This is a genomic window from Streptomyces sp. CNX435 (assembly GCF_059570575.1).
In genome coordinates this window covers 1-12,729 of the sequence record NZ_JCANTA010000032.1, presented here as the reverse complement: position 1 = coordinate 12,729, position 12,729 = coordinate 1, and the positions used below count along the sequence as shown (strand labels likewise).

Below are 12,729 nucleotides of genomic sequence, written 5' to 3'. Positions count from 1 at the left end.
GGCGGTCACTCCGCCCCGGCCGGCAGACAACCGGCATCAACGAGGACCTGCCGCAGATCGACGACCATGGCGGCCGGGGTGGCCGCGCCTTCGTCTTCACCGACGAGTGAGCTGGGTCGGAAGCCCTACGATCAGCGCACCACGGTCTGGATCTCCTGCACGGTCACGTCGTACGTCGTCTCGAAGACGCCGTCCGGCAGGTCACCGCCCGTATTGCCCGAGCCGGTCCAGTCGACCTCCCAGGTGATCGACGCCTTCAGCTCGAACGAGCCGCCGGCCGCCTCGCTGGAGCGGTGGTACGTGATCCCGCACGCCGGGACCGCCTCGGCGTCGCCGCTGTACTTCGTGCCGACGCTGCCGTCGTCGTCGATCGCGCACTCCCCGCCCTCCGGGTGGACGACGGCGTCGTCCGTTCCCGGGTCGAGCCGCAGGCTCGTGGGCGTGGCGGTGGTCTCGGCCCACAGGTCGGTGCCGGGCAGCGAAGCCCTGACCGAAACCTCGTCGAACGCCGCGGGCTCCTGCCAGATCCAGGTGGGCAGGTTCACCTTCAGCCGGTCGTCGCCGGGCTGCATCTCGATCTCGGTGTCGGGCACCTTGACGGAGTCGTAGGCGTACTCGGCGAGCATCTCGGGGGTGATGGCCGTGGGCACGTCGGGAGCGGTTTCGTCGTCAGCCCAGAACATCAGTTGCTGGTCGCATTCGCGCGACTCGAAGTCGTCCTCCCGGTTGGGGTTGCGCACTGCGCGCCACCACATCCCTTCGCCCTGCTGGTCCAGGGCGTAGTTCTCGGGATTTCCGTCGCCGCCGTCGCGGTAGTGCTCGAGCATGAGGTCGGTGCCCCAGTTCAGGCTGGAGCTGACGGGCACGAGGTTGCCGTTCTCGATGGCCTCCACCGCCTGCTCCAGCTCCCGCGGAGTGGCGACGGGCTCGTGCCAGCAGGCGGGCGGCGTCCAGTTCGTGTCCACGGCGCTGATGGGCTGCCCGCCCTGCCCCCCGCCCCCGGTCTGCTCGACGACGACCTGGGTGGCGGTGGCGCTGATGGTGCCGTCGTCGGGATCCGAGTCACCTTCCAAGCCGATGCCGTCCTGGGCGAGGGCGTCCTGCGTCAGCGGCAAAAGCAGGAGAGTCGCGGCGGCTGCGAGAGTGGCGAGTCTGCGGATCCTCACTGCGACAGCCCTCCCGCATCGCACACGTCCCGGTGGTTGGTGACGTCGGCCGTCAGCCACGCGCCCTCGTCGCCCTTCTGCAGCGTCGTGCGGTACTCGACGAATTCGTACGGGTCCGACTGGGTCAGGACCTTGCCGGTTTCACGGCTCTTCTGGTCCACGTCGCGCTCGTCGGAGCAGAACCGGAGCGTGGCGGTGGCGCCGTCGTCGGCGACCTTCACCTCCGGGGCGAAGAAGCGGAACGTGCCCTCCACGGTGGCGTTGGCGTCCTTGAACTCGCCGACCCAGTCCTGCAGCGACGTCCACGCACCGGTGCCCTTCATGTTGTAGAGCGCGATGTACTCGGAGTCCGGGTTGGGCGGGTCCTGGGTGATCGCCTCGTACGTGGCCCGCTGCCGCTGCGCTCCGGAGTCCAGGACCGCCTGCTCCTCCGGGTCCTCCGACTCCCAGCCCTCGAAGACCAGTTCCACGCTGGCCGGCAGCTTGATCTCCGGCGCGTCCGCATCGCCCTCAGCCGCGGACGGCGACGTCGCCGGGCTGCTCTTCGCCGCGCCCTCGATCTTGTCGTCCGACGACCCGGAGTCGTCGCCCCCGCACGCGGAGACCAGCAGGGCCGCGGCAGCGACCGCCGCGAGGGTGGCTGAACGGAGGGGGCGGACCACGTCGGCTCCTGTGGCGATTCGGGGACGTCGAATGACAGGACGCTACCAACCGCTCGGACAGTTCCGTCACCTCGGCCCTGCGCGCCGCGCCCACGCCGAACGGCCCCTCCCGGGTGGGTGGTCGGGAGGGGCCGTGCCTGTGGCCGGGCTGGGCCGGGCGAGCGGGACGGGAGACGGGGGGTCAGGCCGCCAGCGGGATCTCCGGGCGGTCGCGGTCGGCCGGGGCGGTGGCGTCGGCCGGGGTCAGGGCCAGGTCCAGGACGTGGCGGACGTCGGAGACCGGGTGGACCTCCAGCTTCTCCAGCACCTCCGCCGGCACGTCGTCCAGGTCCGGCTCGTTCCGCTTCGGGATGATCACCGTGCTGACCCCCGCCCGGTGCGCCGCCAGCAGCTTCTGCTTCACGCCGCCGATCGGCAGCACCCGGCCCGTCAGCGACACCTCACCGGTCATCGCCACGTCCGTCCGCACCTGCCGTCCGCTCAGCAGCGACGCCAGCGCCGTCGTCATGGTGACGCCCGCGCTCGGGCCGTCCTTCGGGACCGCGCCCGCCGGTACGTGCAGGTGGATACCCCGGTCCTTGAGGTCCCCCACCGGCAGCTCCAGCTCCGCCCCGCGCGAGCGCAGGAAGGAGAGCGCGATGTGCGCCGACTCCTTCATCACGTCGCCCAGCTGCCCCGTCAGGGTCAGCCCGGACGCGCCCGACTCGGGGTCGGCCAGCGACGCTTCGATGTACAGCACGTCGCCGCCGGCGCCCGTCACCGCCAGGCCCGTCGCCACGCCGGGGACCGCCGTGCGGCGCTCGGCCGGGTCGGTGGCGGACTCCGGGGTGTGGTGCGGGCGGCCGATGAGCGGGCGGAGCCGGTCTACGCCGACGGTGTACGGCAGCTTCGCCTCGCCCAGTTCGTGCTGCGCCGCGATCTTGCGGAGCAGCCGGGCGAGGGCGCGCTCCAGGTTCCGTACGCCCGCCTCGCGGGTGTACTCGCCGGCCAGCTTCCGCAGCGCGTCGTCCTCGACGGCGACCTCGCCGGCCTCCAGACCCGCGCGCTCCAGCTGCCGCGGCAGCAGGTGGTCGCGGGCGATGGTGACCTTCTCGTCCTCGGTGTAGCCGTCGAGACGGACCAGTTCCATCCGGTCCAGCAGCGCCTCGGGGATGGCTTCGAGGACGTTGGCGGTGGCGAGGAAGACCACGTCGGACAGGTCCAGTTCGACTTCCAGGTAGTGGTCGCGGAACGTGTGGTTCTGCGCCGGGTCCAGGACCTCCAGCAGGGCCGCGGCCGGGTCGCCGCGGAAGTCGGAGCCGACCTTGTCGATCTCGTCCAGCAGCACGACCGGGTTCATCGACCCGGCCTCCTTGACGGCCCGTACGACGCGGCCGGGCAGCGCGCCGACGTACGTACGCCGGTGGCCGCGGATCTCCGCCTCGTCCCGTACGCCGCCCAGCGCGACCCGGACGAACTTGCGGCCCATGGCCCGCGCCACGGACTCGCCCAGCGACGTCTTGCCGACGCCGGGCGGGCCGACGAGCGCGAGCACGGCGCCGCCGCGCCGGCCGCCGACGAGGCCCAGGCCCCGGTCGGCGCGGCGCTTGCGCACCGCCAGGTACTCGGTGATGCGCTCCTTGACGTCCTCCAGGCCCGCGTGGTCGGCGTCCAGGATCTCCCTGGCGCCGGTGATGTCGTACGCGTCCTCCGTGCGCTCGTGCCACGGCATCTCCAGGACCGTGTCGAGCCACGTCCTTATCCAGCCGCCCTCGGGCGAGGCGTCGGAGCTGCGCTCCAGCTTGTCGACCTCCTTCAGGGCCGCCTCGCGGACCTTCTCGGGCAGGTCGGCGGCCTCGACCCGGGTACGGTAGTCGTCGGACTCCTCGCCGTCGGGCTCGCCGTTCAGCTCGCGCAGCTCCTTGCGCACGGCCTCCAGCTGACGCCGCAGCAGGAACTCGCGCTGCTGCTTGTCGACGCCCTCCTGGACGTCCTTGGCGATGGACTCGGCGACGTCCTGCTCGGCCAGGTGGTCCTTCAGCCACTGCGTGGCCAGCTTGAGCCGGGCCACCGGGTCCGTGGTCTCCAGCAGCTCCACGCGCTGCTCGGCGGTGAGGAACGGCGAGTAGCCGGCGTTGTCGGCGAGCTGGCCGACGTCGTCGATCTGCTGTACGCGGTCCACGACCTGCCAGGCGCCGCGCTTGCGCAGCCAGTCGGTCGCGACCGCCTTGTACTCCTTCATCAGCTCCGCGACGGCGCCGGGAACCGGATCGGGGACGGACTCCTCGATCTCGGTGCCCTCCACCCACAGCGCGGCCCCGGGGCCAGTGGTGCCGGCGCCGATGCGGATCCGGGCGACGCCGCGGATCAGCGCGCCCGGGTCGCCGTCGGCCAGCCGGCCGACCTGCTCGACACGGCCGAGGACACCCGTGCCCACGTACGTGCCGTCGACCCGTGGAACGAGCAGCACCCGGGGTTTGTGTCCGCTGCCGCGTGCCGCGGCCTGTGCGGCCTCGACCGCGGCCCGCACCTCGCGGTCCGAGAGGTCGAGCGGCACGACCATGCCGGGGAGCACGACGTCCTGGTCGGCGGAATCGAGCGGCAGTACGGGCAGGGCCAGCGGCGTGTTCGAGCCGGACTCAGTAGCCATTGATCTCCCCTTCGGCATGCAAGTTGAGTTACAGGGGCTCAACCCGAAGGGGGGTCGTGATGTTCCCGGCCGTCTGTTCGCTGTGAGCGATCGTGCAGGATAGGGCCATGAGCAGCGACGACGACGCGACGACGGTCGACCGCAGGTCCGGCCCGTACGGGGAGGTCGTGCTGCGGCGGCGCGGCGCGCACCACGAGATCATCGCGAACGGCGTCTTCCTCATGGACACCTCGGACGGCCGCTCCGAGCGACTGCTGATCCGGGCCGCGGCGGAGGCCGTGCGGAGCGCCGGCCGGGCCCCGGCCGTGCTGATCGGCGGGCTCGGGGTGGGCTTCTCGCTCGCCGAGGCGGCGGCGGACCCGCGCTGGGGGCGGATCACGGTGGTCGAGCGCGAGCCGGCGGTCATCGAGTGGCATACGGACCCCGCGACCGCCGGGCGCGAGCCCGCCCCGCCCGCGGCCGACGAGCCCAACGCCCCCGCACCCGACGCCCCCTCAGCCAGGGCCCCCTCACCCGACGCCCCCGCACCCGGGGCCGCCGTACGCTCCGCACCCCTCGCCCGCCTCAGCGGCCCCGCCCTCGCCGACCCCCGCGTCGAACTCGTCGAAGCCGACCTCCTCGACCACCTCACCACCGCCCCCCACCCCCACCGCCACTCCTACCGCCACTCCTACGACGCGATCTGCCTCGACATCGACAACGGCCCCGACTGGACCGTCACCGACGGCAACGCGGGCCTCTACGCCCCCGCCGGCCTCGCCGCCTGCCGCGACCGCCTCACCCCCGGCGGCGTCCTCGCCGTCTGGTCGGCCCGCCCCTCCCCCGAGTTCGAGGACGCCCTCCGCGCCGCCGGCTTCACCGGCGTACGCACCGAGGAGATCCCGGTACGCCGCGGCGCCCCCGACGCCGTCCACCTCGCCGTCCGTCCACCGAACGCCGCGCACACAACGCACCGCGGGGCTGTCCGTTCCCCATAGCCGAGTCGCGTCACCTCCCCATACGCTGCTAGCAGAACCGGAGGGCCTACGGGGAAGAGACGCGAGGGCCACGAACCAATGGCAGACAGACACCTGAACGGCCGCGCTGACCACGCGGCCACGGTGACGCCCGGTGCCCAGCGCAGGGTGCTGGTCGTCGAAGACGACCCGACCATCGGCCAGGCCATATCGGCGCGGCTGCGCGCCGAAGGCTTCCAGATACGCACGGCCGGCGACGGCCCGGCGGCGGTGGCCACCGCCGCGGAGTGGGGGCCCGACCTGCTCGTGCTCGACGTGATGCTGCCCGGCTTCGACGGGCTGGAGGTGTGCCGCCGGGTCCAAGCCGAGCGGCTCGTGCCGGTGCTGATGCTCACCGCGCGGGACGACGAGACGGACATGCTCGTCGGTCTCGGCGTCGGCGCCGACGACTACATGACCAAGCCCTTCTCCATGCGCGAGCTGGCCGCGCGGGTGCACGTGCTCCTGCGCCGCGTGGAGCGCGCCACGCTGGCGGCGGGCACCGTCCGGGACGACACGCTGCGCCTGGGCGAGCTGGAGATCGACCACACCGAGCGGCGGGTACGGGTCGGCGGGGACGACGTACACCTGACGCCGACGGAGTTCGAGCTGCTGGCGTGTCTGGCGAACCAGCCGCGGGCGGTGCTCTCCCGGGAGCAGCTCCTGGTGGAGGTCTGGGAGTGGGAGGACGCCTCGGGGACGCGGACCGTCGACAGCCACATCAAGGCGCTGCGCCGCAAGATAGGCGCGGAGCGGATCCGTACGGTCCACGGCGTGGGATACGCGCTGGAGACCCCGGCCACATGACGACCGCGGACAGCGGCACGGAGCCCGGCTTCTGGCGCCGGGTGTGGGACGCGCTGCGCCCGCTGGACCCGATGCGGTCGGTGAACGCCGCGCTGGGCGCCCTCGTCATCGGCTCGGTGGTGATCGCCACCGGGCTGGTGTGGGTGGCGATCCGCTCCTCCACCGAGGTCCGGCTGATCACGGTCTTCTCACTCATCGCCGCGCTGCTGATCACCCAGTTCGTGGGCCAGCGGCTGACGTCGCCGCTGGGGCAGATGACGGCCGTCACCCGCGCCATGGCGCACGGCGACTACACCGCCCGGCTGGCCACCCGCCGCCGCGACGAGTTCGGCGAGCTGGCGCAGACCTTCAACCGCATGGCGGCCGACCTCCAGTCCGTCGACCGGCACCGCAAGGAGCTGGTCGCCAACGTCTCGCACGAGCTGCGCACCCCGATCGCCGCCCTGCGCGCCGTGCTGGAGAACGTGGTGGACGGCGTCTCCGAGGCCGACCCGGACACGATGCGCACGGCGCTGCGCCAGACCGAGCGGCTGGGCCGGCTGGTGGAGCAGCTGCTCGACCTGTCGCGGATCGACAGCGGGGTGGTGCCGCTGCGGCTGCGGCGCTTCTCGGTGGAGCCGTACCTCGCGGGGGTGCTGAAGGAGGCGCACTTCGGCAGCGGCGCCCACGGCGCGGCCGACGCCCCGGAGGCGAGCGCCGACGCCCCCGGCCCCGCGGGGCGCGGCGACGTCCGGCTGCACCTGGACGTCTGGCCGCCCGAGCTGGTCGTACGGGCCGACGCCGAGCGCCTGCACCAGGTGATGGCGAACCTCATCGACAACGCCGTGAAGCACAGCCCGCCCGGCGGCCGGGTCACCGTGCGGGCCCGCTCCGGCACGGAGCCCGACGCGCTGGAGGTGGAGGTGCTCGACGAGGGCCCCGGCATCCCCGCCGCCGAGCGGCACCGGGTCTTCGAGCGCTTCAACCGCGGCCGGGAGACCGGGGTGCTCGGCCACGGAGCGGACGGCGGCGGCACCGGGCTGGGGCTGGCCATCGCGCGCTGGGCGGTGGATCTGCACGGCGGCCGGATCGGTGTGGCCGAATCGCCCCGCGGCTGCCGGATCAGGCTCACCCTTCCGGGTTAACGCTCGTTCGTGACTTGACCTACACTTCACCTTGTCGGAGCGTGGGGACACGGCAGAGCACAGAGCGGGCACAGAGCGGGCCCAGAGCGGGCACAGAGCGGCCGGTGAACGGCCCCGTACGACGGCGGGACGCGGCACCACCGCAGTGGTCTTGGCATGCCGGGCGCGGCCAAACTTTCACCTTTTCCCGCCAAATCCCGGACCCAAACCACGTTCGCATTGTGACTTGCGCGACCCCGAGCGGGTGCGGCCTGCACGTACCAGCTCAGTGGGCGTAGCCTTGTTTTCCGCTGTCCATCACCTTGTGAAGCGGAAGAGGGCGGTTGCCGCCGTGTCGTCACAGTCCCCTAAGAGCAGCTCGTCGAGCGTCCGTACCGAAGAGCCGAGCCAGGGCCGGGACCCTGCCGCGGCGTTCGGTCCCAACGAGTGGCTCGTCGACGAGATCTATCAGCAGTACCAACAGGATCCGAACTCCGTGGACCGGGCCTGGTGGGACTTCTTCGCCGACTACAAGCCCGGCGTCGCCGCCGGGAAGCAGGGGGCAGCGACCGAGGCGGCGCCCCCCGCCCCCGCCGCGCCCCCGTCGCCGGACGGCGCGCAGTCCGCCGCGCCGGCCCAGGCGCAGCCCGCGCCGGCGGCCCCCGCAGCGCCGCCGCAGCAGGCCCCCGCCCCGACGGCCCCCGCGCCGACGACGCCCGTCGCCGACGGCCGGCCCGTGGCGCCGCCGCAGGCCAAGCCCGCGACTGCCGCACCCGCCCCGCCGGCGGCCAAGCCGGCCCGGCCGGCCGCGAAGCCCGCCGCCGCCCCGGCCGCCGGCCCCGAGCTGGTCACCCTGCGGGGCCCGGCCGCCGCCGTCGCCAAGAACATGAACGCCTCGCTGGAGCTGCCGACGGCCACCTCCGTCCGCGCGGTCCCGGTGAAGCTCCTCTTCGACAACCGCATCGTCATCAACAACCACCTGAAGCGCGCCCGCGGCGGGAAGGTCTCCTTCACGCACCTCATCGGGTACGCGATGGTCCAGGCGATGAAGCTGATGCCGTCGATGAACCACTCCTTCGCGGAGAAGGACGGCAAGCCCACCCTGGTCAAGCCCGAGCACGTCAACCTCGGCCTGGCCATCGACCTGGTCAAGCCCAACGGCGACCGCCAGCTCGTCGTCGCGGCCATCAGGAAGGCCGAGACGCTCAACTTCTTCGAGTTCTGGCAGGCGTACGAGGACATCGTCCGCCGCGCCCGGTCCAACAAGCTGACCATGGACGACTTCACCGGTGTGACGTGCTCGCTCACCAACCCCGGCGGCATCGGCACCGTCCACTCCGTGCCGCGGCTGATGCCCGGCCAGTCCATGATCCTCGGCGTCGGCGCGATGGACTACCCCGCCGAGTTCCAGGGCACCTCCCAGGACACCCTGAACAAGCTGGGCGTCTCCAAGGTGATGACGCTGACGTCGACGTACGACCACCGCGTCATCCAGGGCGCCGCCTCCGGCGAGTTCCTGCGGATCATGCACCAGCTGCTGCTGGGCGAGAACGACTTCTTCGACGAGGTCTTCAAGTCCCTGCGCATCCCGTACGAGCCCGTCCGCTGGCTCCGCGACATCGACGCCAGCCACGACGACGACGTCACCAAGGCCGCCCGGGTCTTCGACCTGATCCACTCCTACCGGGTCCGCGGCCACGTGATGGCCGACACCGACCCGCTGGAGTACAAGCAGCGCAAGCACCCCGACCTCGACGTCACCGAGCACGGCCTGACGCTCTGGGACCTGGAGCGGGAGTTCGCGGTCGGCGGCTTCTCCGGCAAGTCGATGATGAAGCTCCGCGACATCCTCGGCGTGCTGCGCGACTCGTACTGCCGCACCACCGGCATCGAGTACATGCACATCCAGGATCCCAAGGAGCGCAAGTGGATCCAGGAGCGGGTGGAGCGCCCGCATGACACCCCGGAGCGCGAGGAGCAGCTGCGCATCCTGCGCCGGCTGAACGCCGCGGAGGCGTTCGAGACGTTCCTGCAGACGAAGTACGTCGGCCAGAAGCGCTTCTCGCTGGAGGGCGGCGAGTCCGTCATCCCGCTGCTGGACGCGGTCATCGACGCCGCCGCCGAGTCCCGCCTCGACGAGGTCGTCATCGGCATGGCGCACCGCGGCCGGCTCAACGTCCTGGCGAACATCGTCGGCAAGTCGTACGCGCAGATCTTCCGCGAGTTCGAGGGCAACCTCGACCCGAAGTCGATGCACGGCTCCGGCGACGTGAAGTACCACCTGGGCACGGAGGGCACCTTCACCGGACTGGACGGCGAGCAGATCAAGGTCTCGCTCACCGCCAACCCCTCCCACCTGGAGGCCGTCGACCCGGTGCTGGAGGGCGTGGTCCGCGCCAAGCAGGACATCATCGGCAAGGGCGGCACGGACTTCACCGTGCTGCCGCTCGCGCTGCACGGCGACGCCGCGTTCGCCGGCCAGGGCGTGGTGGCCGAGACGCTCAACATGTCGCAGCTGCGCGGCTACCGCTGCGGCGGCACCGTGCACGTCGTCATCAACAACCAGGTCGGCTTCACCGCCCCGCCGGAGTCCGCACGCTCCTCGATGTACGCCACGGACGTGGCCCGCATGATCGAGGCGCCGATCTTCCACGTCAACGGCGACGACCCCGAGGCCGTCGTGCGCGTCGCCCGGCTGGCCTTCGAGTACCGCCAGGCGTTCAACAAGGACGTGGTCATCGACCTCATCTGCTACCGCCGCCGCGGGCACAACGAGGGCGACAACCCGCAGTTCACCAACCCCCAGATGGTCGAGCTGATCGACAAGAAGCGCTCGGTGCGCAAGCTCTACACCGAGTCGCTGATCGGCCGCGGCGACATCACCATGGAAGAGGCCGAGCAGGCGCTGCAGGACTTCCAGGGCCAGCTGGAGAAGGTCTTCACCGAGGTACGGGACGCCACCGAGACGCCCGCCCCGGCCGAGGTGCCGCCGCACGCGCTGCCCGGCTTCCCGGTCGCCATGGACACGGCCATCTCCGAGGAGGTCGTCAAGCGGATCGCCGACTCCCAGGTCAGCCTGCCCGACCAGGTCTCGGTGCACCCGCGGCTGCTGCCGCAGCTGCAGCGCCGGGTCACGATGGTCGAGGAGGACACGATCGACTGGGGCATGGGCGAGACGCTGGCGTTCGGCTCGCTGCTGATGGAGGGCACCCCGGTCCGGCTCGCCGGCCAGGACTCCCGGCGCGGCACGTTCGGCCACCGGCACGCGGTGCTCGTCGACCAGAAGACCGGCGAGGACTACACCCCGCTGAACTACCTCGCCCCGGACCAGGCCCGCTACAACGTCTACGACTCGCTGCTCAGCGAGTACGCGGCGATGGGCTTCGAATACGGCTACTCGCTGGCCCGCCCGGACTCCCTGGTGCTCTGGGAGGCGCAGTTCGGCGACTTCGTCAACGGCGCGCAGACCGTCGTCGACGAGTTCATCTCCTCGGCCGAGCAGAAGTGGGGCCAGACGTCCGGCGTCGTGCTGCTGCTGCCGCACGGCTACGAGGGCCAGGGCCCGGACCACTCCTCGGCCCGTATCGAGCGGTTCATGCAGCTCTCCGCGCAGAACAACATGACCGTCGCGATGCCCACGCTGCCGTCGAACTACTTCCACCTGCTGCGCTGGCAGGTCCACAACCCGCACCACAAGCCGCTGGTGGTCTTCACCCCGAAGTCGATGCTGCGGCTGAAGGCGGCGGCGTCGCGGACGGACGAGTTCACCACGGGCGGCTTCCGGCCGGTCATCGGCGACGGCTCCGTCGACCCGGCCGCGGTCCGCAAGGTCGTCTTCTGCTCCGGCAAGGTCTACTACGACCTCGACGCCGAGCGACAGAAGCGCGGCGTCCAGGACACCGCGATCGTGCGGCTGGAGCGGCTGTACCCGCTGCCGGGCGCGGAGATCCAGGAGAAGCTGGCGAAGTACTCCCGCGCCGAGAAGTTCGTCTGGGCCCAGGAGGAACCGGCCAACCAGGGCGCGTGGCCGTTCATCGCGCTCAACCTGGTCGACCACCTGGACCTGATCATCGGCTCCGGGCCGGTGCCGAACGCCGACCGGCTGCGCCGGGTCTCGCGCCCGTCGTCGTCCTCGCCGGCGGTCGGCTCGGCCAAGCGCCATCAGGCGGAGCACGCCCAGCTGCTCGCCGAGGTCTTCAACCTCTGAGTTCCCCGCGGGTACGGGCCGGGGTCCCGGTCCGTACCCGTGCAGAAGGGGCCGCCGTCGGTGCCGTGGACTGCCCCGGCGCCGTATCGTTTTCGGGAGGTTCCGGCCGGTCCTCGATCCCGTCCGCCGGAACGGGCGCGTTGGTCACGTCATCTGTCTTGACCGTGACCGAGGAACGCGGGCATTGCGCCATCGTGCGGCCGGTCGCCTGCCGCTCTCCCCGGCTCCGGAGCTTCCGGGCCCCTGCACATCGTGGCGGAGCCGCTCGCGTCGGCGGCGTTGGTCTGCCGCTGTGGCGCGAGCCAGACGGCGCGCAGCCGGCGGGGTCGCCCTCACCCGGATCGAGACTTGGAGACAGGCCACGGGCCGGCGTGCGGCACGGACCGCACGCGGCGTGCTGCCCGTGCTGACGTCCGGCCGCAGGGGGGAAGGAGGAAGCTCACGACGGGTCGTGGCCGCCCGCCGCGTGCGCCGCCGTAGCCGTGCCGCGCAGCGCCTGCGGTCCCGGTTGAACCGGGAGGAGGGGCAGCACGTAGTACCGGAGCAAGAGGCCGGTTTCCCGGCGTCAGGCCCAGAACACGGTGGAGGGTGTCATGGCTCCTGCAGATACCCGGCCTCAGTTCGCTTGGGAACACCGGTACGCCGAAACAGGGCAAAACCCTACAAAAGACACAAGCTAAGGAGATGCACAAACATTGCCTAGCCACCCAGAAAAAATCGCCCGGATTCAGCAGCATCTGCGGGATTATATCGAGGCCGCCGCCGCCCACGACACATCAATAGGACAGTTCGCAGAAAGCCGGCCCGACTCCGTCCCTCAAAGAACATTCCAAGATTGGGCAGCCGGAAAAAGCTATCCTGAGGCGCGCCAGGGGCTAACCGACGGTGAACGAAAGGCCCTTGACGATCACCGGTACCGTACGGGGCGGATCGCGCAAGTACGAATCCCGCTTGGCTCCCGGGAGTCCCGGACGGCCCCCGCGGCCGATGGCGCTGGCGGTCCGTCCGGCTACGGCCAGCGGGAGACTGCGGCGGTCGCTCACGCTGACCAGCCGCAGCCAGAAGGCGCGGCGCACGGTCACCAGGGGTATGCCGGGGGGCTTCGGCATCCTCACCACTGGCAGGGGACTGCGGCGGCTGCTCGCACTTACCAGCCGCAG

7 protein-coding genes are annotated in these 12,729 nt (G+C 71.6%); 4 read left to right on the top strand and 3 right to left on the bottom strand.

The window, feature by feature from the left end; translation table 11 throughout:
* Window positions 1–131: 131 nt before the first annotated feature.
* From T328_RS32870 to lon, 3 genes are all read right to left on the bottom strand, one after another.
* Window positions 132–1,115, bottom strand: a complete 984-nt coding sequence (locus tag T328_RS32870; RefSeq protein WP_496499900.1) for a hypothetical protein — start codon at window positions 1,113–1,115, stop codon at window positions 132–134.
* Between the two features lie 47 nt (window positions 1,116–1,162).
* On the bottom strand, window positions 1,163–1,828 hold the full coding sequence (locus T328_RS32865; protein WP_496499899.1) for a hypothetical protein: 666 nt from the start codon (window positions 1,826–1,828) through the stop codon (window positions 1,163–1,165).
* A gap of 181 nt (window positions 1,829–2,009) precedes the next feature.
* The gene (gene lon, locus T328_RS32860) at window positions 2,010–4,457 is read right to left on the bottom strand and encodes an endopeptidase La (protein ID WP_496499898.1); all 2,448 of its coding nucleotides are present in this window, start codon (window positions 4,455–4,457) and stop codon (window positions 2,010–2,012) included.
* Window positions 4,458–4,564: 107 nt separating this feature from the next.
* Here lon and T328_RS32855 point away from each other — a divergent pair, with 107 nt between their 5' ends.
* The 4 genes from T328_RS32855 to T328_RS32840 all read left to right on the top strand — a co-directional run bounded on the left by T328_RS32855 (window position 4,565) and on the right by T328_RS32840 (window position 11,569).
* Entirely contained in the window at window positions 4,565–5,434 is an 870-nt protein-coding gene (locus tag T328_RS32855; RefSeq protein ID WP_496499897.1) for a spermidine synthase family protein, read from the top strand.
* Window positions 5,435–5,512: 78 nt separating this feature from the next.
* Window positions 5,513–6,259 (top strand): response regulator transcription factor, encoded by a 747-nt coding sequence (locus tag T328_RS32850; protein WP_496499896.1) that lies wholly within the window; start codon window positions 5,513–5,515, stop codon window positions 6,257–6,259.
* Window positions 6,256–7,383, top strand: coding sequence for a HAMP domain-containing sensor histidine kinase (locus T328_RS32845; RefSeq protein ID WP_496499895.1), 1,128 nt, complete (start codon window positions 6,256–6,258; stop codon window positions 7,381–7,383). Before T328_RS32850 ends, T328_RS32845 begins: the two co-directional genes overlap by 4 nt.
* Window positions 7,384–7,714: 331 nt before the next feature.
* On the top strand, window positions 7,715–11,569 hold the full coding sequence (locus T328_RS32840) for a multifunctional oxoglutarate decarboxylase/oxoglutarate dehydrogenase thiamine pyrophosphate-binding subunit/dihydrolipoyllysine-residue succinyltransferase subunit (RefSeq protein ID WP_496499894.1): 3,855 nt from the start codon (window positions 7,715–7,717) through the stop codon (window positions 11,567–11,569).
* Window positions 11,570–12,729 lie beyond the last annotated feature (1,160 nt).

Bases quoted from the DNA above. Each gene is read 5' to 3' on its own strand.
- T328_RS32845 (WP_496499895.1), top strand. From the start codon at position 6,256: ATGACGACCGCGGACAGCGGCACGGAGCCCGGCTTCTGGCGCCGGGTG.
- T328_RS32850 (WP_496499896.1), top strand. From the start codon at position 5,513: ATGGCAGACAGACACCTGAACGGCCGCGCTGACCACGCGGCCACGGTG.
- lon (WP_496499898.1), bottom strand. From the start codon at position 4,457: ATGGCTACTGAGTCCGGCTCGAACACGCCGCTGGCCCTGCCCGTACTG.
- T328_RS32855 (WP_496499897.1), top strand. From the start codon at position 4,565: ATGAGCAGCGACGACGACGCGACGACGGTCGACCGCAGGTCCGGCCCG.